The organism is Microbacterium sp. NPDC058342 (assembly GCF_042723935.1).
Classification (GTDB): Bacteria; Actinomycetota; Actinomycetes; order Actinomycetales; family Microbacteriaceae; genus Microbacterium.
Genome location: NZ_JBHXID010000001.1, coordinates 1,845,004 through 1,862,950 on the forward strand (window position 1 = coordinate 1,845,004; position 17,947 = coordinate 1,862,950).

Sequence of the window (17,947 nt, forward strand, 5' to 3'; positions counted from 1 at the left end):
GTTCCCCCTCTTCTCTTCAGGAGCACACGTATGTCGTCCAGCCCCCTTCGCCGCGGATTCGCCATGACCGGCGCGGCCGTGATCCTCGCCGCTCTGCTCAGCGCCTGCAGCGTGCCCGCCAACCTCTTCAGCGGTGACGCCCAGCGCGACGAGGCCGGCAGCGTCACCGAGGAGTCGAGCATCGACATCTTCAAGCTGAAGGTGGGCGACTGCAAGCTGGTCGACGATCAGAACAGCGAGCAGCTCAGCGACACCAACGTCGTGCCGTGCGACGAGCCGCACGACGAGGAGGTCTACTTCGAGTTCGACCTGCCCGAGGGGGACTATCCGGCCGAGGACGAGATCGTCGCCGCGGCCGAAGAGAAGTGCGCGGCCGAGTTCGCGACGTTCGTGGGCGTGGCCGCCGAGGAGTCCGCTCTGCACTACTTCTACTACTGGCCGACCTCACAGGGCTGGACCGAGCTCGACGACCGGCTGATCCAGTGCGTGCTCTACGCCGAGGACGAGTCCAAGCTCGATGCGTCGATGAAGGGTGCCAAGGCCTGAGAAACCGGTTGTGAGGGCCCTGTCGCCTCGTCCGACCGACGAGCGCGGCGGGGCCCTCGTCGTCCCCCTTCGAGATGGCGGCGTCGGAGACGACGAAACCCCGCCACGAGGACGGGGTTTCGAGGGGTTGGCTCCCCGGCTTGGACTCGAACCAAGAACCTGCCGGTTAACAGCCGGCTGCTCTGCCAATTGAGCTACCGAGGATCATGCTTCCCGCGGGCGGGCAACTCATCCAGCTTAGCAAACTCCGAAGCGACTGCCGAACACGGGCGGCGGCCCGGGCGTGGCGCATTCAGCGGGTGGTATCGGCCTCGGCGTTCGGTGCCCAGATGAGGTTGCGGCCGATGCCGCGGGCCACCACATGACCTCCGCGGAGCATCAGCGCCTCGGCCTCGAGCTCGCGGATGAACGCCGCGTCGTTGGTGACCAGCAGCGCCGCCATCGACTGCTCGGTCCGTCGCCGTGTGATCGCGTCGAAGACGACCGGACGCACCTCCAGGTCGAGATTGGCGAGCGGCTCGTCGGCGATGAGCACGCGCGGCTCGAGCACGAGCGCACGGGCGATCGCGACGCGCTGGCGCATGCCGGCGCTGAGCTCGTACGGGAACCTTCCGGCCGCCCCCAGCGGGAGATGCAGCTCGTCCAGGAGCGATGCCACCCGGATCGCGAGCGCCCTGCTGTTGACCTTCTTCTCACGCGAGGTGATCGGCTCGCCGATCACCTCGCCGATAGTCAGCCGCGGCGGCAGATTCGCTCCGGCTCCCTGCGGAAGGTAGCCGCTGAGCGCCGTCAGGATGCGTCGCTTCCTGCCCGGCCTGCGGATGTCGACGCCGCACACGCGGGCGCGCCCGCCCGCCACCTTCAGCGAGGGGTCGCTGACTCCGGCCAGAGCGGCGACGAGCGTCGACTTTCCCGACCCGGTCGCTCCGCCGATGCACATCAGCTCTCCCGGGCGGACAGTGAACGTCACGCCGTCCACGGCGCGGGTCACTCCCCCGTGTCCGACCCGGTCGATGACCAGATCGGAGCTCTCGATGGCGGCGTCGGCGGCGGCAGGCATGACTCCATCCTGCCTGGTGCGCGCCCTCACCCGCTCACGACTCGACGAACCGCATCCGCTCCGCGTCGAGATCGCGCAGCCGCATGCGCAGCGCCCGGCCACCGTCCGAGTCGGCGGGCACCCGCTGCACGGCACCGAGCAGCTCGTTCTTCTCCCGATCGATCCCGCGCACGATCAGCCGCCGGCAGAGGTCCGTGGCCGACGCCACCGCTCCCTCCTCGTCGCGGGCGGGGAACGGCATCATCAGCAGCTCGCCCGCCAGAGCGCGGTACGGCTCGCGCACCGCATCCGCGGCCGCAGCGGCCCACCCGACACGGGCGCGGTCGCCGGCGGATGCGATCGACTCCCGCACCGCTTCCAGCGCCGGATGCCGGAACTGCTCCGACACGGCCCGCTCGAGCAGGGCGGCATCGATGCGGTGCCCGTACTGCAGGGCGCCCATCAGGGCGTCGCGCTCGATGGCGACGTCCGCCGTGCGCGGCAGGTCCGTCAGACGCACCCGCGCGGTCGATTCGGTCTCCGGCGCGCCCTGCGCCGCAGTCCGCGAGGGTCGCAGGTCTTGGGCCGCCGTTCCTCGCGCCACGCGCTGAACCTGCTGGTGCACGGCGGTGGGATCCATTCCGAGACGGCGGGCGAGCACGCGCTCGTAGCCCGGACGCAGCAGCTCGTCGCGGATCTCCGCCACGATCGGAGCGGCGGCACGAAGCGCGCCCACCTGCCCCTCCACCGTCGCGAGGTCGTAGCCGGCGAGTCTGCGGTCGATGGCGAACTCGAACATCGGCACCTTGGCATCCATCAGGCCGCGCACCGCGGCATCCCCGCGCTGCAGACGCAGATCGCACGGGTCGAGCCCGTCGGGTGCGACGGCGACGAACGTCTGCGCGTTGAAGCGGGAATCCTCCGAGAACGCACGCAGGGCGGCCTTCTGGCCCGCCTCGTCGCCGTCGAAGGTGAACACGACCTCGCCGTTCGCGGAGTCGTCTCCCATCACGCGCCGCAGCACTTTGATGTGCTCTGCGGCGAACGCGGTGCCGCAGGTGGCGATGGCGGTGGTGACGCCCGCCAGGTGACACGCCATGACGTCGGTGTAGCCCTCCACCACGACCACGCGACGCGGGTCGCCGCGGGCGATGTCACGCTTGGCGAGATCGAGACCGTAGAGCACCTGCGTCTTCTTGTACAGCGGCGTCTCGGGGGTGTTCAGGTACTTCGGCCCCTGGTCGTCGTCGTAGAGCTTCCGCGCACCGAAGCCGATCGTCTGACCGGTGACGTCGCGGATCGGCCAGATCACACGGCCACGGAACCGGTCGTACACGCCGCGCTGCCCGGTCGACACCAGGCCCGCGGCGCTCAGCTCGTCGCGCGTGAACCCCTGCGCGTTCAGCGCCTTGAGCATGTTGTCCCAGCCGCGCGGCGCGTAGCCCACGCCGAAATGCGCAGCCGCGCCGGCGTCGAAGCCCCGCTCGCCGAGGAACCGTCGTGCGCTCTCCGCCTCGGCGCTCAGCAGCTGACCGCGGAAGTACTCCGCGGCCGCCGTGTTCGCCGCGTACAGGCGACTGCGGCCGCTCGTCTCCGGCGCCGCTCCCCCGTCCTCGTAGTGCAGCGCGTAGCCGATGCGGCCCGCGAGGCGTTCGACGGCCTCGGTGAAGCTGACGTGATCCATCTCCCGCAGGAACGAGTACACATCGCCGGAGGCGCCGCATCCGAAGCAATGGTAGAAGCCGACCTGCGGTCGCACGTGGAAGCTGGGGCTCTTCTCGTCGTGGAACGGGCACAGACCCTTCATGGAGCCGACGCCGGCGGACTTCAGCGCCACGCGCTCGCCGACGATGTCGGCGATGTTGGTGCGCGACTTGACCTCTTCCACGTCGGCCTGCAGGATGCGCGGCATCAGACGGCCCCTTCGACGACGACCCGTGTCGCGGGACGACGGTGGGCGCCGGGGCGGGCGTGGCGGGGGGTCCAGATGCCGACTTCGGCCGGGTCGATCTCTCCGACCAGGCGGTTGTGCCAGTCGACGGCCGTCTGATCGGTGAGGCTGGCGACCTGGTCGACGACGACGCGTGCGCGCTCGGCATCCGTGGACGCGGCGAGGAAGTCCGCGGCGAACGCCGGCTCGAGCACATCGGCGCCGGCCGACCACAGGGCGTCCGTCGACCACAGCGCGTCGGCGAGGCGCGTGAGCACTCGGCGCTGCTCCTTGTAGACGCCCTTGCGGGCGTCGATCGTGACGATCGCCTGGCCCATGATGCCCTTGAGCACCGCGATCTCGGTCTCGACGACGCGCGGCACGACGACATGACCGCTGTAGCGCGCGAGGGAGGGGCCGGGATGAGCCTCGCGCGTGGCGGCGACCGAGGCGCGGGCGAATCGCCCGATCAGGTCGCTGGTGAGGTTCTTCAGCCGCGCCAGATCGCGACGCGACCGATCGAAGGTCTTCAGCCACATGGGCTGGCGGGTGAGCCGGTACAGGGCGTCGGCCAGCTCCTCACGGGTGTAGTCGTACCCGACCCACTGCTGGATCCGGCCGACGAGCGGGTGGTGCTCGACCGGGTCCGAGAGCTGGGCGACGTCGAGGTAGCCGTTGACGATCGCGTCCTCGAAGTCGTGCACTGAGTAGCCGATGTCGTCCGAGAGGTCCATGATCTCGGCCTCGATGCAGCGCAGGCGGCCGGGTGCCCCCTGCCGCATCCACCGGAACACCGGCTCGTCCTCCGGGTAGACGCCGAACTTCAGCCTTCCGCCCGGATCGGGAAGCGGGTTGTCCACCGTCCAGGGGTACTTGCAGGTGGCGTCGAGGCTGGCGCGGGTCAGGTTCAGTCCGACGGAATGCTCGGCGTCGTCGAGCACCTTCGCCTCGAGTCGGGTGAGGATGCGCAGAGACTGCGCGTTCCCCTCGAACCCGCCGATGTCGGCTGCCCAGTCGTTCAGGGCGCGCTCGCCGTTGTGTCCGAAGGGTGGATGCCCGAGATCGTGGCTCAGGCAGGCGGTGTCGACCACGTCGGCCGAGACTCCCAGCGCGCTGGCCAGCTCGCGACCGACCTGGGCGACCTCCAGAGAATGGGTCAGCCGGTTGCGCGCGAAGTCCGCCGTGCTGGCCGGGCTCAGCACCTGGGTCTTCGCTGCCAGCCGCCGCAGCGCGGCGGAGTGCAGCACGCGGGCGCGGTCGCGGGAGAAGTCGTTGCGCTCGGAACGGTGCGTCTCGGAGAAGAAGCGTTCCGCGTCGGGCTCGCCGTAGCCGGGATCAACCGCCACTGTTCTCGATCTCCGCTCCGCGCATCATGTCGCCCGTGTCCGCACCGATGTCGCGGGAGTCGAGCCAGCCCTCCGGCAGCGCCGTGCGCTTCGGGGACCCGGCACGCCCACGCTGCCCCTCCGCACCGATGCCCGGATAGGGGGCGTCGCCGAGGGTGCCGAGCAGATCATCGATCTCCTGCAGACTGGATGCCCGCGCGAGCGCGGCACGCAGCTCGCCGCCCACGGGGTACCCCTTGAAGTACCAGGCGACGTGCTTGCGGATGTCCTTGCAGCCGCGATCCTCGTCTTCGAAGAACTCCACGAGAAGCTGGGCGTGACGGCGGAACGCCCGGGCGACGAACTGCAGAGTGGCGTCGACCTTCGGGCTGCGTGCCGTCCCCGGCCCGAGCGCATCGGCGAGCTCGCCGAACAGCCACGGCCGACCGAGGCATCCGCGCCCGACCACGACCCCGTCGCAGCCCGTCTCCGACATCATCCGCACGGCGTCGTCGGCCGACCAGATGTCGCCGTTGCCGAGCACGGGGATGCTCGTGACCGCCTGCTTCAGCTCACCGATGGCACTCCAGTCCGCGTGCCCGGAGTAGTACTCCGATGCCGTGCGGGCGTGCAGGGCGACGGCAGCCGCCCCGGCGTCCTCGGCGGCGCGTCCCGCATCGAGGAAGGTGAGGTGGTCGCGGTTGATGCCCTTGCGCATCTTGACGGTCAGCGGCACGTCTCCCGCGGCCGTCACAGCCCGGTCGACGATGTCCGCGAACAGGCCGATCTTCCACGGGAGCGCGGCTCCGCCGCCCTTGCGCGTGACCTTGGGGACCGGGCATCCGAAGTTCAGGTCGATGTGATCGGCGCGATCCTCCGCGACGATGATTCGCACCGCCTCCGCGATGGTCGCCGGGTCGACGCCGTAGAGCTGGATGGAACGCGGCGTCTCGCTCTCGTGATGCTGGATGAGCCGCATGGTGATGGCGTTGCGCTCCACCAGCGCGCGAGAGGTGATCATCTCACTGACGTACAGGCCTGCGCCGTATTCGCGGCACAGGCGCCGGAAGGCGGTGTTCGTGATGCCCGCCATCGGCGCGAGGACGACCGGGACGTCGAGATCGATCGGTCCGATACGCAGGGCGGGAGCGCGGCGGGTGGCCGGGGCGTTTGCGGTGGCGAGAGTCATGTCCCTCCCATTCTCCCAGACGGCGGCCGAGCGCGGGTCAGGCGGAATTATGCTGTGGAGTATGACCGACACGACGATCAGGCGGATCCCCTTCTCCGATGCGACAGGAACGGAGCGGACGCTCGACGAGTACGGTTCTGACGTCGTGCTCGTCGTGAACGTGGCCTCGCGCTGCGGGCTCACCCCGCAGTACGAGCAGCTCGAGCAGCTGCAGCGCGAATACGGTGAGCGCGGATTCAGTGTGATCGGGTTCCCGTGCAACCAGTTCCTCGGCCAGGAGCCGGGGTCGATGGATGAGATCCTCGAGTTCTGCTCGACGACCTACGGCGTGAGCTTTCCCGTGAACGACAAGCTCAAGGTGAACGGCCGCAACGCGCACGAGCTGTACAAGGCGCTGAAGCGCACGACGGATGCCTCGGGCAAGGCCGGCCGCGTGGAGTGGAACTTCGAGAAGTTCCTCGTGTCGGCCGACGGCTCGGTTCAGCGCTTCCGCCCCAAGCAGCGTCCGGATGCTCCCGAGATCGTCTCGGCGATCGAGGAGGCGCTGACCGCCGCCGGCCGCTGAGCTCAGGCGGGCGTCCGCTTCTCCGCCCACACGTCGCGGATCACGTTCTCGAACGCCTCCGGCGGCTGCGCGCCGCTCACGCCGTACCTGCCGTCGATCACGAAGAACGGCACGCCGTTGATGCCATAGGTGCGTGCCTGCGCCTGGTCGGCGCGCACGGCATCCAGGTACGAGCCCGATTCGAGCGCGGCGCGCGCGGCGCCCCCGTCGAGCCCGATCTCCTCGGCGAGGACGACGAGATCGTCGACGCGTCCCACGTGCGCGCCTTCGGTGAAGTAGGCCGACATGAGCCGCTCCGCCATCTCATGCTGGCGTCCCTGAGCCTTTGCGAAGTGCAGCAGCTCGTGGGCTTTGACGGTGTTGGTGTGCTGGAGCAGGTCGAAGCGGTACTCCAGTCCGGCGCCCGCCGCCGCGTTCGTGACGTTCGACAGCATCTGCTCGACCTGCTCGCGCGGCACGCCTTTGTGGCCGGCGAGGAAGTCGATCTCGTCACCGTCGAAGTCGACCGGAGTGTCGGGCGAGAGCTCGAAAGAGTGGAACGTGACGCTGACCTGTGGCGCATCGTCGTCAGCGGCGGTGGCCGCGAGTCCCTTCTCGAGGTTGCGCTTGCCGATGTAGCACCAGGGGCAGGCGATGTCGGACCAGATGTCGATGGAGATGGGTTCGCTCACACAGCAGGACAACCCGCGGGAGCGCGGACGTATTCCGCTGGTAGCATCCACGGATGCTCCCGCACCCGCATCCGCCTGTCCCGCGCGTGCTGATCGCCGGCGTGACGGGCTCGGGCAAGACGACGTTCGCGCGGCGCCTGGCATCCGCATGGGATCTGCGCCACGTCGAGATCGACGCCCTGTTCCACGGCCCCGACTGGACGCCGCGAGAGAGCTTTCTCGACGACGTGACGGCGTTCGCCGCCGAGGAGCGCTGGGTCACGGAGTGGCAGTACACCAGCCGCGGGACGAGCGAGATCCTCGCCCCGCGCGCCGAGCTGGTCGTGTGGCTGGACTACCCGTATCGCGTCGTGCGGTCCCGGCTGATCAGGCGCACGTTCGGGCGTGCGGTGCTGCGCACCGAGCTGTGGAACGGCAATCGCGAACGCGGGCTGACGAACATGTTCCACCCCGACCCCCATCGGAACATCCTCGCCTGGCAGACGAGGACGCTCCGTCACTGGTCCGAGCGGATGCCGGCGCTGCGCGAGCAGTATCCGCATCTGGAGGTGATCCGCTTCGGGCACCCCCGTGCGGCGGACCGATGGCTGAGTGCGGTGTCCGTGCTCTGAGGGCAGTCTCCTTCTGGGCGCAGGCTAGGCGCTCGCGTCGGGCGCGTCCACCGCGCCACCGAAGCGACGATCGCGCGACAGGTAGATCCCGATGGCGCGCCACAGCTCCTCGCGGGAGAAGTCGGGCCACAGCGTGTCCAGGAAGACCATCTCCGCATACGCCGACTGCCAGAGCAGGAAGTTCGAGGTGCGCTGCTCCCCCGAGCTGCGCAGGAACAGATCCACATCGGGCATGTCAGGCACGTAGAGGTGCCGCCGGATCTGCTTCTCGGTGATCGCGCTCGGCTTGAGCCTGCCGGCTTTCACATCCTCTGCCATGGCACGCATGGCATCCACCAGCTCGACGCGCCCACCGTAGTTCACGCACATCGTGAGCGTGAGCACGTCGTTGTCGCGAGTGAGCTGCTCCGCGAACTGCAGTTCCTTGATGACCGAGCCCCACAGGCGCGGCCTGCGGCCGGCCCAGCGCACCCGGACGCCCCACTCGTTGAGCTGATCGCGGCGACGGTGCAGCACATCGCGGTTGTAACCCATCAGAAAGCGCACCTCTTCGGGCGAGCGCGCCCAGTTCTCCGTCGAGAAGGCGTACACCGAAAGATGCTTCACCCCCGCCTGGATCGCGCCGGCGACCACGTCGAGAAGCACCTCCTCGCCCGCCTTGTGCCCCTCGATGCGGTTGAGCCCGCGTCGGTTCGCCCACCGGCCGTTGCCGTCCATGACGATGGCGACGTGACCGGGAACGGCGGGGAACGCCGGTGGGCGCACGCCTGTCCAGTCCAGTGGCCGGAACGGCACCGCATCCTTGTGCGTGTATGGCTTCGGGGTCACCGTGCTCCCTGTCCTCGAACGGCGCTCACGTGCTCGAGAGAGCGGATGCCCCGCTCGAGATGCCACTGCGCATAGGCGGCGACGGTACCCGAGGCGGCGGCGAGATCGGCGGGCGGTGCGGCGTCCACCGTATCCCAGTCCCCGCCCATCAGCGCCCTCAGCAGCCCGAGCGTCGAAGCCGAGAGGCGCGGTGTGCCCGCAGGCGCGCACTGTCCGCAGACCGTGCCGCCCAGTTGCGGGGCGAAGTTCACGTGCGGTCCGGGGGCACCGCAGCGGGCGCAGTCCTCCAGAGCGGGCGCCCAGCCCGAGAGTGCCATCACGCGCAGCAGGTACGAGTCCAGGATGCTGCGAGCGGCATGCTCCCCGCGCGAGAGCGAGCGCAGCCCGCCCACCAGCAGCAGGTACTGCTCCACGGTCGCTTCGGCCTCGTTCAGCCGGTCCGCCGTCTCGACCATCGCACTGGCGGCGGTGAAGCGCTCGTAGTCGACCGCGATGTCGGCGCCGTAGGCGCCCAGGGATTCGGCCTGCTGCACGATGTCGAGTGAGCGTCCCCGGTAGAGCTGCACGTCGGCGACCATGAACGGCTCCAGCCGGGAGCCGAACTTCGACGACGTGCGCCGGACGCCCTTTGCGACCGCGCGGATCTTGCCGTTGCGCCGCGACAGCATCGTGACGATGCGATCCGCCTCACCCAGCTTGTGGGTGCGCAGGATCACTGCTTCGTCTCGGTAGGTGGGCACTCCACGATTATCCCCCGCGCACGAGAGAATGGACGGGTGACCGAACCGCTCTTCACCATCCCGCTCTGGGCGGATCTGCTCGGCGTCGGACTCGGCGGCATCCAGGGAGCGATGTTCGCCTCCGGATTCCAGGGCCAGCGCCGGCTCGACTGGCTGGGCGTCGCGATCATCGGCATCATGATCGGGATGGGCGGCGGTCTCATCCGCGACCTGCTCATCGGGCAGCCGCCGGCCACGCTGCAGAGCGACTGGTACCTGATCACCGCCACCGGCGCCGCTCTGATCGGGATGCTGCTGGCCGGGGTCTTCAACCGGCTCAACACGGTCATCGTCGTGCTCGATGCGATCGTCATCGGCATGTTCGGCGCGTTCGGCGTCAGCAAGGCCGTCGCCTTCGGCATCCCGCCGGTGCCCGCCGTGTTCATCGGCGTCTGCGCCGCCGTCGGAGGCGGCGCCCTCCGCGACATGCTCATGGGGCTTCCCGTCGCCATCATGCACGTCGGCTCGCTCTATGCCGTCGCGGCGGGAGTGGGCTGCACGACCGTGGTCGTGCTGCACGCCTTCGACGTCAGCATCACCGTCGCCGCGGTGGTCGGCATCGCTGTCACGGCGGTCATCCGCGTGCTCGCCGTGATCTTCGACGTCTCGCTCCCCGAGCAGCGCCGCCTGTACCGGCGCAAGGTCGCCACCGAGACGGGGATGATCCCGATCATCAAGCCCTGACCGGGATCCTCCCGCAGGCTCACGCGACGACGAGCTGGGACTCCCGTGTGCGGATGGAGCGGTTGACGCACGAGACGATCGCCTTCAGCGACGCGGTCGAGATGTCACCGTCGACGCCGACGCCCCACAGCCGCTGGTCGTCGACCTGCAGCTCCACATAGGCGGCGGCTTGGGCGTCGCCGCCGGTGGACAGGGTGTGCTCGACGTAGTCGTAGAGCGAGATGTCGAAACCGCGCGAGCGCAGGATCTCGATGAAGGCGGCGATGGGCCCGTTGCCGCCGCCTGACGTGGCGACCCGCTCCTCACCGTCGCGCAACAGCACATCCAGCGATACCTCGCCGGTCATGTCGCTGCGGGTCTGCGTTCCCAGTAGTTCGAAGCGCCCCCACTTGGCGGCGTCCTCGTCGGCGGGCAGGTACTCGTCGGTGAAGATGGACCAGATCTGGTCGCTGGTCACCTCGCCGCCCTCGGCATCCGTCTTCGCCTGAACGACCCCCGAGAACTCGATCTGCAGCTTGCGCGGCAGGTCGAGCGCGTGGTCGGTCTTCAGCAGGTAGGCGACGCCGCCCTTGCCGGACTGGGAGTTCACGCGGATGACCGCCTCGTACGATCGTCCCAGGTCCTTCGGGTCGACCGGCAGGTAGGGCACGGCCCAGTCGATCTCGTCGACCGTGACGCCCTCGGCCTCGGCCTTCGCGGCCATCGCCTCGAAGCCCTTCTTGATCGCGTCCTGGTGCGAGCCGCTGAACGCCGTGAACACCAGGTCACCGGCCCAGGGACTGCGCTCGGGAACCGGCAGCTGGTTGCAGTACTCCACGGTGCGCTTGACCTGGTCGATGTCGCTGAAGTCGATCTGCGGATCGATGCCCTGCGTGAACAGGTTGATGCCCAGGGCGATCAGGTCGACGTTGCCGGTGCGCTCGCCGTTGCCGAACAGGCAGCCCTCGATCCTGTCGGCGCCGGCCATGTAGCCGAGCTCCGCCGCGGCGATCGCGGTGCCGCGATCGTTGTGCGGGTGCAGTGACAGGATGACGTTCTCACGGTGCGCCAGGTGACGGTTCATCCACTCGATCGAGTCGGCGTACACGTTGGGGCTGGCCATCTCCACCGTCGCGGGAAGGTTGATGATCACCTTGCGGTCGGCGGTGGGCTCGAGGATCTCCAGGACCTCGTTGCAGACCTCGACGGCGTACTCCAGCTCAGTGCCCGTGTAGCTCTCCGGGGAGTACTCGTAGTACACCTGCGTGTCGGGGATGCGGCTCTCGAACCTGCGGCACATGCGCGCGCCCTCGAGAGCGATCTGCTTGACGCCCTCGCGGTCGGAGCGGAACACCACGTCGCGCTGCAGCACGCTGGTGGAGTTGTAGAAGTGCACGATGGCCTGCTTCGCACCGGCGATGGCCTCGTAGGTGCGCTCGATCAGGTGCTCCCGGCACTGGGTCAGCACCTGGATCGTGACGTCGTCGGGGATCAGGTTCTCCTCGATCAGCTGGCGCACGAAGTCGAAGTCGGTCTGGCTCGCAGAGGGGAAGCCGACCTCGATCTCCTTGTAGCCCATGCTCACGAGCAGTTCGAACATCACGCGCTTGCGCTCGGGGGACATCGGATCGATGAGGGCCTGGTTCCCGTCGCGCAGGTCGACAGCGCACCAGCGGGGCGCCTCGGTGATCCGGTTGGAGGGCCAGGTGCGATCGGGCAGGTCGATGCGGATCTGTTCGTGGAACGGCCGGTACTTGTGGACCGGCATCGACGAGGGCTTCTGGTTGTTCTTCATGGTGGGGCTGCTTCTCTGTCAGAAAACGTGTTCAGGCCAACACAAGCGCCGCGACGAGAGAGGCCCGATGATCAGGACTCGTCGCGGCAGCTAAGAAGAAGCAGACCGCCCAGAGGCATGCCTCGATGCTAGCACCACACTTGGCACTGTGCTCATCACCGCGACGCGAGCGCTGTCAGGGGATCAGCGCGAGCTTTCCCCCAGGATGCCCGGATGCCAGAAGATCGAGCGCCTCCGGCGCCCGCTCCAAGGGGAATTCCCCGGCCATCGGCACGACGAGGAGCCCCTTCTCGGCGAGTTCGACCAGATGCTCGCGCACCTCGTCGCGGAAGCGCGCGCTCGCAGGCATCGAGCCGGCGATGCCACGGAACCCGCGCGCCGCCGCCGACCCGGGGTCGACGATGGTCACGATGCGATCCCGATCGGCGACGAGTGCCAGCGACGTCTCGACGGCCTCGTCCGTGCCTGCGGCGTCCAGTGCCGCGGCGATCCGCCCGGCGGAGTGCTCGCCGAGTGCATGCTCCACGCGTTCAGCCAGTCCGTTGCCGTAGACGACCGGGATGCCCCCGAACCGGCGGATGTCGGCATGGCGCGCGGGGCTCGCCGTGCCGATCACGCGGATGCCGCGCACGGCCGCCTGCTGCAGGACGCTCACGCCCACCGCACCGGACGCGCCGTGCAGCAGCAGAGTCTCCCCGGGAGCGGCGCCGACCACCTCGAGCATCTCCGCCGCCGTGGTACCGGCGAGCAGGAGGTTCGCCGCTTCGGGATGGGTCAGTGCCGCGGGTTTGCGCAGCACCTTCTGCGCCGGGACCGTGATCTCCGTGGCGTATCCACCGCGCACCCGGAAGGCGATGACCTCATCGCCCACGGAGGCGGCGCCGGTCACGATCCGAGTGCCGGGCCCGATCGCGGAGATCTCCCCCGACACCTCGTAGCCGATCGCCACGGGCCATTCGAGGCCCGCCCGCGGGGCTGCGACGTGCTTGGCATCCGCCGGATTCACGCCGGCAGCGCGCACGCGGATGGTCACCTCGCCCGGGCCGGGCGTCCTGGGCTCGTCATCGACCAGCCTCCACGTGGCGGGGCTCCCCCACGTCGGCGCGATCCAGCGGGCGCCCATCTCAGAAACCGAGTCGGCCGAGCTGCTTGGGATCGCGCTGCCACTCCTTGGCCACCTTGACGTGCAGCTTCAGGAACACGCGGGTGCCGAGGAGCTGTTCGATCCCCTCGCGCGCGGCCGCGCCGACGTCGCGGAGGCGGGAGCCCTTGCGCCCGATGATGATCGCCTTCTGGCTGTCGCGCTCGACGACGATCGAGGCGTACACGTCGGTGAGGTCACCGTTCTCCCGCGGCTCGACATCGTCGACGACGACGGCGATCGAGTGCGGCAGCTCGTCCCGCACTCCCTCCAGCGCCGCCTCCCGGATGATCTCCGCGATGCGGTCCTCGTCCGATTCGTCGGTCACGACGCCGTCCTCGTACAGCCGTGGGCCCTTCGGCATGAGCTGCAGCATCTCGTCCGCCAGCACGTCCAGCTGCTCTCGGGTGAGCGCCGAGAGCGGGATCACCGCGGCCCAGTCCTCCCGCAGCGAGTCGACCTCCATCAGCCGCTCGACGATCTCGTCCTTCTCCGCAGCATCCGTCTTGGTGACGATCGCCACCTTCTTCGCCCGCGGATAGCCGTCCAGGGATGCCGCGATCCTGCGATCTCCCGGCCCCACCTTCTCGGCGGCGGGCACGCAGAACCCGATCACGTCGACGTCGCCGAGCACCTGCTCGACCAGGTCGTTCAGCCGCTCGCCGAGCAGCGTGCGCGGCTTGTGTATTCCGGGCGTGTCGACGATCACCAGCTGTCCGTCCGGGCGGTTGAGGATGCCGCGGATCGCCCGCCTGGTCGTCTGCGGCTTCTCGCTCGTGATCGCGATCTTCTCGCCGACGAGGGCGTTTGTCAGGGTGGACTTGCCGACGTTCGGCCGTCCCACGAACGTCACGAACCCGCTTCGCGTGCTCTCGTCGCGTTCCTCAGTCATCTCGGTGTCCTCCATCGCGATCCGCATCTCCGATCTCCCCGGGCGCCCGCTCCACGAACACCGTGGCGATGCCGCGCCCGCGGCCGCGCGACGCGCCGCCGGTCAGCACCAGTCCGGACACCCGTGTCGTCGCGCCGGGCTGCGGGATCTGCCCCAGCGCTTTTCCGAGCAGGCCTCCGATGGAGTCGACGTCCTCGTCTTCCAGCTCCAGCCCGAACAGATCGCCGACATCCTCCAGCGGCAGCCGCGAGTTCACCCGGTACCGTCCATCGCCCAGTTCGACCACCTCGGCGGGGCCGCGATCGTATTCGTCCGCGATCTCGCCGACGAGTTCCTCGATCAGGTCCTCGAGGGTGACCAGACCGGAGATGCCGCCGTGCTCGTCGACCACGATGCACACGTGCACGGCGTCGCGCTTCATCTGCTGCAGCAGGGTCTCGGCGCGCATCGACTCCGGCACGAACACCGCGGCACGCGCCATCGGCCGCACCGGCGCGCCGCGCCAGGCGCTCTCGTCGCGATACGCGAACTGCACGAGGTCCTTGAGATACAGCACGCCCACCACATCGTCCGCGTCGTCGTCGACGACCGGCATGCGCGAGACCCCGCTGCGCAGGAACAGGCCCATGGCCTCGGTGGTCGTCGCCATGGCGTCGACGGTGAGCATCTCGGTGCGCGGCACCATGACGGCGCGGACGAACTGGTCGGTGAAGTCGAAGACGGAGTGGATCAGGTCGCGATCGTCCTCCTCGATGAGGGCGTTGGAGGCGGCCTCGTCGACCATGCTCAGCAGCTGCTCCTCCGACGCGAAGCTGCTGCGGCCTGCCCTGGGCGTGACCCGGCGGCCGACGCGCACGAGCGCCTGGGCGAGCGGCCCCAGCAGAATGCGCACGGTGCGCACGGTCGGCGACCACACCCGCAGCATGCCGGCCGCGTGCAGCCGTCCGAACGAGCGGGGACTCGCACCCACCAGCACGAACGTGATGCCGGTCATCAGCAGGGCCGCGGCGAGCATCGCCCACCAGATGCTCGGCAGCAGAGAGTCCAGTGCGACGGTCACCAGCACGGCGGCCGTGGTCTCGGAGAGGACGCGCATGAAGGCGACCGAGTTGACGTGCGCATCGGGATCGGCGGCGATGGCGCGCAGCGACGCAGACCCTCCGCCGCTCTCCGCCAGCTCCTCGAGATCGCTGCTCGAGGTCACCGAGAACGCGGCGTCCACCGCCGCCATCAGGCCGCCGAAGGCGACGAGCAGCACGGCCGCCGCGAGAAGGACGGCCGGCGTCATCGGCGGCGTTCGGTGCGCGCGAATCCCTGAATCAGAGACTTCTGCAGCCCGAACATCTCACGCTCCTCGTCGGGTTCGGCGTGGTCGAAGCCCAGCAGGTGCAGCAGTCCGTGCGTGGTGAGCAGGATCAGCTCGTCCACAAGGGTGTGCCCGGCCGCCTGGGCCTGGGCCTCGGCCACCTGCGGGCACAGCACGATGTCGCCGAGCAGGCCGGGTGCAGTCGGGCGATCGGGAGTGCCGGGGCGCAGCTCGTCCATCGGAAAGCTCAGCACGTCGGTGGGACCGGGCTCATCCATCCACTGCACATGCAGCGATTCCATCGCGCCTTCGTCGACGAGGACGATCGCGACCTCGGCATCCGGACTGACGTGCAGCTGCGCGAGGTTGAACGCGGTGAGCCGCTGCAGGACGGTCTCGTCGACCTCGATCGCCGACTCGTTGTTGATCTCGATCATTCCAGGCCCCGTTTCGGCTTGCGGTCTCGGAGGTTCGGTCGCATGCCCGCGCGCCGATCGGCGCGGTTCGCGAACTCGTGCGCCTGCTCGCGCTCCACCCGTGCCGCGGTGCGTCGCTCGTCGTACTCGCTGTACGCGTCGACGATGCGTCCCACCAGCGAGTGGCGCACGACGTCATCGCTGGTGAGGCGCGAGAAGTGGATGTCGTCGATGTCCCCGAGCACGCGGGTGACCAGCCGCAGGCCCGACGCGCCCTGAGGCAGGTCGACCTGCGTGATGTCGCCGGTGACGACCATCTTCGTCCCGAAGCCGAGGCGCGTCAGGAACATCTTCATCTGCTCGGGCGTCGTGTTCTGCGCCTCGTCGAGCACGACGAAGGAGTCGTTCAGGGTGCGCCCGCGCATGTAGGCGAGCGGTGCGACCTCGATGGTGCCCGTCGCCATGAGCCGCGGCACGATCTCCGGGTCCATCATCTCGTTCAGCGCGTCGTAGAGAGGGCGCAGGTACGGGTCGATCTTGTCGGTCAGGGACCCGGGCAGGAATCCGAGCCGCTCCCCCGCTTCGACCGCGGGCCGTGTGAGGATGATGCGCTGCACCTCCTTGCGCTGCAGCGCCTGCACGGCCTTCGCCATGGCGAGGTACGTCTTGCCGGTGCCGGCGGGACCGATGCCGAACACGATCGTGTTCTCCTCGATCGCGTCGACGTACTCCTTCTGCCCGAGCGTCTTGGGGCGGATGACCCGGCCGCGCGTGGACAGGATCGCCTCGCCGAGCACCTCGCTCGGGCGGGGGCCGTCGTCACGCCGGAGCATGCGCGCAGAGTTCTCCACGTCGCTGGGCACCAGATCGTGCCCGGATCGGGTCATCTCCAGCAGCTCTTCGACGAGACGCTTCGCCGCGGCGACGTCCGCATCCGACCCTCCGAGGTTGATCTCATTGCCGCGAACCAGCACCTGCACGCGCGGATGCTGCTTCTCGAGCATCCGCAGCAGCCGGTCCTGCGGACCGAGCAGCTGCACCATGGCGACCCCGTCGGCGTAGATGCGCTCGGTGCGCTCGGGCTGCGCGGGGAACTGCGGGCCGCCGCCGTCCGAAGGTGATGCCGTGTCAGAAGCCAACGAGCCTGTCCTCCTCGAGGTCGGCGAGCACGTGCGCGTGCACGTGGAAGACCGATTGACCGGCGCGTGCGCCGTTGTTGAAGATCAGGCGGAACTCGCCGTCGGCGTGCTCGGTCGCGATCTGCTCGGCCATGGCGACCATCTCGGCCATGAGCGCAGGGTCGCCGGCGGCCAGCTCGGTCACGTCGCGGTACTGCTCGGTGACGGGGATCACCAGCACGTGCAGCGGGGCCTGCGGATTGATGTCGCGGATCGCGAAGACCCGATCGGTCCTCGCGACGAAGTCACCGGGGATCTCCCCGTTCAGGATGCGCGTGAAGATCGAGGCTTCGGTCATGACGTCCAGTCTACCGAGGGCGGGGACGCTCGTCCCAGGTCACCAGCGTCCGAGAGCACCGGAGAGCACCGCGATCGCCGCGGGTCCGGCCGTCGAGGTGCGCAGCACGGTGTCGCCCAGCCGCACGCGCTCGGCCCCGGCCGCCTCCAGCCGCTCCAGTTCGTCCGGGGCGATGCCGCCCTCCGGTCCGACGACGAGCAGGATGTCGCGGCCGTCCGGGCGGATGCCGGAGAGCCGGGTCTGCGACCACGGGTCGAGCACGAGCATCCGAGCCTCCGCGGCGCGGCTCGCCAGCTGCGCCGTCGTCACGACCTCGGTCACGTCGGGGATCCACGCGCGATGCGCCTGCTTCGCGGCCTCGCGGACGATGCTCGCCCAGCGCTCGCGGCCCTTCGCGGCCTTCGCTCCTTCCCACCGCGACACGCTTCGCGCGGACTGCCACGGGATGACCTCGTCGATGCCGAGCTCGCACGCGGCCTGGACGGCGAGCTCGTCACGGTCGCCCTTCGCCAGCGCCTGTGCGAGCAGGATTCGCGCCTCGGGCGTCTCGTGCACCGTGCGCGACGTGATCCGCACGCTCACGTGGGCCGCGGCCACGTCCTCGGCAGCGCCCTCCAGCCACACGCCGCGCCCGTCTCCGAGCGTGATCGTCTCACCGACGCGCACCCGGCGCACGACCGAGGCGTGCTTGGCCTCGGCACCGGTGAGCGAGACGAGATCGCCGACCGCGGCATCGGCGCAGTCCGGGACGATGAAGTGCAGCGCCATGTCGGCT

19 protein-coding genes and 1 tRNA gene are annotated in these 17,947 nt (G+C 69.3%); 4 read left to right on the top strand and 16 right to left on the bottom strand.

Going from position 1 to position 17,947, the window contains the following annotated elements:
- Positions 1-30: 30 nt before the first annotated feature.
- Positions 31-546 carry a septum formation family protein gene (locus tag ACFWHT_RS08610; RefSeq protein WP_378827346.1) on the top strand — a complete coding sequence of 172 codons (516 nt, stop codon included), beginning with the start codon at positions 31-33 and terminating at the stop codon, positions 544-546.
- 128 nt (positions 547-674) lie between these two features.
- Here the strand turns inward: ACFWHT_RS08610 and ACFWHT_RS08615 are convergent.
- From ACFWHT_RS08615 to dusB, 5 genes are all read right to left on the bottom strand, one after another.
- Positions 675-750: transfer RNA gene (locus ACFWHT_RS08615), tRNA-Asn, on the bottom strand.
- Between the two features lie 88 nt (positions 751-838).
- Entirely contained in the window at positions 839-1,606 is a 768-nt protein-coding gene (locus ACFWHT_RS08620; RefSeq protein ID WP_378827347.1) for an ATP-binding cassette domain-containing protein, read from the bottom strand.
- Between the two features lie 34 nt (positions 1,607-1,640).
- Positions 1,641-3,497 carry a DNA primase gene (dnaG, locus tag ACFWHT_RS08625; RefSeq protein WP_378827349.1) on the bottom strand — a complete coding sequence of 619 codons (1,857 nt, stop codon included), beginning with the start codon at positions 3,495-3,497 and terminating at the stop codon, positions 1,641-1,643.
- Complete coding sequence (locus tag ACFWHT_RS08630; protein WP_378827352.1) at positions 3,497-4,861, bottom strand: deoxyguanosinetriphosphate triphosphohydrolase; 1,365 nt, start codon at positions 4,859-4,861, stop codon at positions 3,497-3,499. The genes dnaG and ACFWHT_RS08630 overlap by 1 nt, the downstream gene beginning before the upstream one ends.
- Complete coding sequence (gene dusB, locus ACFWHT_RS08635; protein WP_378827354.1) at positions 4,851-6,029, bottom strand: tRNA dihydrouridine synthase DusB; 1,179 nt, start codon at positions 6,027-6,029, stop codon at positions 4,851-4,853. Before dusB ends, ACFWHT_RS08630 begins: the two co-directional genes overlap by 11 nt.
- 61 nt (positions 6,030-6,090) lie before the next feature.
- Between dusB and ACFWHT_RS08640 the strand changes: the two genes are divergently transcribed.
- Positions 6,091-6,594, top strand: a complete 504-nt coding sequence (locus ACFWHT_RS08640; RefSeq protein ID WP_378827356.1) for a glutathione peroxidase — start codon at positions 6,091-6,093, stop codon at positions 6,592-6,594.
- Positions 6,595-6,596: 2 nt separating this feature from the next.
- Here ACFWHT_RS08640 and ACFWHT_RS08645 read toward each other — a convergent pair whose 3' ends face one another.
- Positions 6,597-7,265 carry a DsbA family protein gene (locus ACFWHT_RS08645; protein ID WP_378827358.1) on the bottom strand — a complete coding sequence of 223 codons (669 nt, stop codon included), beginning with the start codon at positions 7,263-7,265 and terminating at the stop codon, positions 6,597-6,599.
- Positions 7,266-7,318: 53 nt separating this feature from the next.
- On the opposite strand from ACFWHT_RS08645, the gene ACFWHT_RS08650 reads away from it, so the two are divergent.
- Positions 7,319-7,876: an AAA family ATPase gene (locus ACFWHT_RS08650; protein WP_378827360.1), complete on the top strand. Its 558-nt coding sequence runs from the start codon at positions 7,319-7,321 to the stop codon at positions 7,874-7,876.
- A gap of 24 nt (positions 7,877-7,900) precedes the next feature.
- Here the strand turns inward: ACFWHT_RS08650 and ACFWHT_RS08655 are convergent, their stop codons facing one another.
- Both ACFWHT_RS08655 and recO read right to left on the bottom strand, forming a co-directional pair.
- Positions 7,901-8,704, bottom strand: a complete 804-nt coding sequence (locus ACFWHT_RS08655) for an isoprenyl transferase (RefSeq protein WP_378827362.1) — start codon at positions 8,702-8,704, stop codon at positions 7,901-7,903.
- Positions 8,701-9,444 carry a DNA repair protein RecO gene (gene recO, locus ACFWHT_RS08660; protein WP_378827364.1) on the bottom strand — a complete coding sequence of 248 codons (744 nt, stop codon included), beginning with the start codon at positions 9,442-9,444 and terminating at the stop codon, positions 8,701-8,703. Before recO ends, ACFWHT_RS08655 begins: the two co-directional genes overlap by 4 nt.
- 36 nt (positions 9,445-9,480) lie before the next feature.
- Here recO and ACFWHT_RS08665 point away from each other — a divergent pair, with 36 nt between their 5' ends.
- Positions 9,481-10,167, top strand: a complete 687-nt coding sequence (locus ACFWHT_RS08665; RefSeq protein WP_378827367.1) for a trimeric intracellular cation channel family protein — start codon at positions 9,481-9,483, stop codon at positions 10,165-10,167.
- Between the two features lie 19 nt (positions 10,168-10,186).
- On the opposite strand, the gene leuA is transcribed toward ACFWHT_RS08665, so the two are convergent.
- The 8 genes from leuA to ACFWHT_RS08705 form a co-directional block, all read right to left on the bottom strand.
- Complete coding sequence (gene leuA, locus ACFWHT_RS08670) at positions 10,187-11,941, bottom strand: 2-isopropylmalate synthase (RefSeq protein WP_378827369.1); 1,755 nt, start codon at positions 11,939-11,941, stop codon at positions 10,187-10,189.
- 175 nt (positions 11,942-12,116) lie between these two features.
- The gene (locus ACFWHT_RS08675; protein WP_378827371.1) at positions 12,117-13,064 is read right to left on the bottom strand and encodes an NADP-dependent oxidoreductase; all 948 of its coding nucleotides are present in this window, start codon (positions 13,062-13,064) and stop codon (positions 12,117-12,119) included.
- Position 13,065: 1 nt separating this feature from the next.
- Entirely contained in the window at positions 13,066-13,974 is a 909-nt protein-coding gene (gene era / locus ACFWHT_RS08680; RefSeq protein ID WP_378827373.1) for a GTPase Era, read from the bottom strand.
- Positions 13,967-15,262 (bottom strand): hemolysin family protein, encoded by a 1,296-nt coding sequence (locus ACFWHT_RS08685; protein ID WP_378827375.1) that lies wholly within the window; start codon positions 15,260-15,262, stop codon positions 13,967-13,969. The genes era and ACFWHT_RS08685 overlap by 8 nt, the downstream gene beginning before the upstream one ends.
- Complete coding sequence (gene ybeY, locus ACFWHT_RS08690) at positions 15,259-15,717, bottom strand: rRNA maturation RNase YbeY (protein ID WP_378827377.1); 459 nt, start codon at positions 15,715-15,717, stop codon at positions 15,259-15,261. Before ybeY ends, ACFWHT_RS08685 begins: the two co-directional genes overlap by 4 nt.
- The gene (locus ACFWHT_RS08695) at positions 15,714-16,739 is read right to left on the bottom strand and encodes a PhoH family protein (RefSeq protein ID WP_378827959.1); all 1,026 of its coding nucleotides are present in this window, start codon (positions 16,737-16,739) and stop codon (positions 15,714-15,716) included. The genes ybeY and ACFWHT_RS08695 overlap by 4 nt, the downstream gene beginning before the upstream one ends.
- Before the next feature lie 85 nt (positions 16,740-16,824).
- Positions 16,825-17,172: an HIT domain-containing protein gene (locus tag ACFWHT_RS08700; RefSeq protein WP_378827380.1), complete on the bottom strand. Its 348-nt coding sequence runs from the start codon at positions 17,170-17,172 to the stop codon at positions 16,825-16,827.
- Between the two features lie 39 nt (positions 17,173-17,211).
- A complete protein-coding gene (locus tag ACFWHT_RS08705) occupies positions 17,212-17,940 on the bottom strand; it encodes a 16S rRNA (uracil(1498)-N(3))-methyltransferase (protein WP_378827382.1) in 729 nt (242 codons plus the stop codon).
- Positions 17,941-17,947: the final 7 nt, after the last annotated feature.

Excerpts from the sequence above, each read along its gene's own strand:
- ACFWHT_RS08610 (WP_378827346.1), top strand. The coding sequence starts at position 31 with ATGTCGTCCAGCCCCCTTCGCCGCGGATTCGCCATGACCGGCGCGGCC.
- ACFWHT_RS08620 (WP_378827347.1), bottom strand. The coding sequence starts at position 1,606 with ATGCCTGCCGCCGCCGACGCCGCCATCGAGAGCTCCGATCTGGTCATC.
- dnaG (WP_378827349.1), bottom strand. The coding sequence starts at position 3,497 with ATGCCGCGCATCCTGCAGGCCGACGTGGAAGAGGTCAAGTCGCGCACC.
- dusB (WP_378827354.1), bottom strand. The coding sequence starts at position 6,029 with ATGACTCTCGCCACCGCAAACGCCCCGGCCACCCGCCGCGCTCCCGCC.
- ACFWHT_RS08640 (WP_378827356.1), top strand. The coding sequence starts at position 6,091 with ATGACCGACACGACGATCAGGCGGATCCCCTTCTCCGATGCGACAGGA.
- ACFWHT_RS08650 (WP_378827360.1), top strand. The coding sequence starts at position 7,319 with ATGCTCCCGCACCCGCATCCGCCTGTCCCGCGCGTGCTGATCGCCGGC.
- leuA (WP_378827369.1), bottom strand. The coding sequence starts at position 11,941 with ATGAAGAACAACCAGAAGCCCTCGTCGATGCCGGTCCACAAGTACCGG.
- ACFWHT_RS08675 (WP_378827371.1), bottom strand. The coding sequence starts at position 13,064 with ATGGGCGCCCGCTGGATCGCGCCGACGTGGGGGAGCCCCGCCACGTGG.
- era (WP_378827373.1), bottom strand. The coding sequence starts at position 13,974 with ATGACTGAGGAACGCGACGAGAGCACGCGAAGCGGGTTCGTGACGTTC.
- ACFWHT_RS08685 (WP_378827375.1), bottom strand. The coding sequence starts at position 15,262 with ATGACGCCGGCCGTCCTTCTCGCGGCGGCCGTGCTGCTCGTCGCCTTC.
- ybeY (WP_378827377.1), bottom strand. The coding sequence starts at position 15,717 with ATGATCGAGATCAACAACGAGTCGGCGATCGAGGTCGACGAGACCGTC.
- ACFWHT_RS08695 (WP_378827959.1), bottom strand. The coding sequence starts at position 16,739 with ATGGTGCAGCTGCTCGGTCCGCAGGACCGGCTGCTGCGGATGCTCGAG.
- ACFWHT_RS08700 (WP_378827380.1), bottom strand. The coding sequence starts at position 17,172 with ATGACCGAAGCCTCGATCTTCACGCGCATCCTGAACGGGGAGATCCCC.
- ACFWHT_RS08705 (WP_378827382.1), bottom strand. The coding sequence starts at position 17,940 with ATGGCGCTGCACTTCATCGTCCCGGACTGCGCCGATGCCGCGGTCGGC.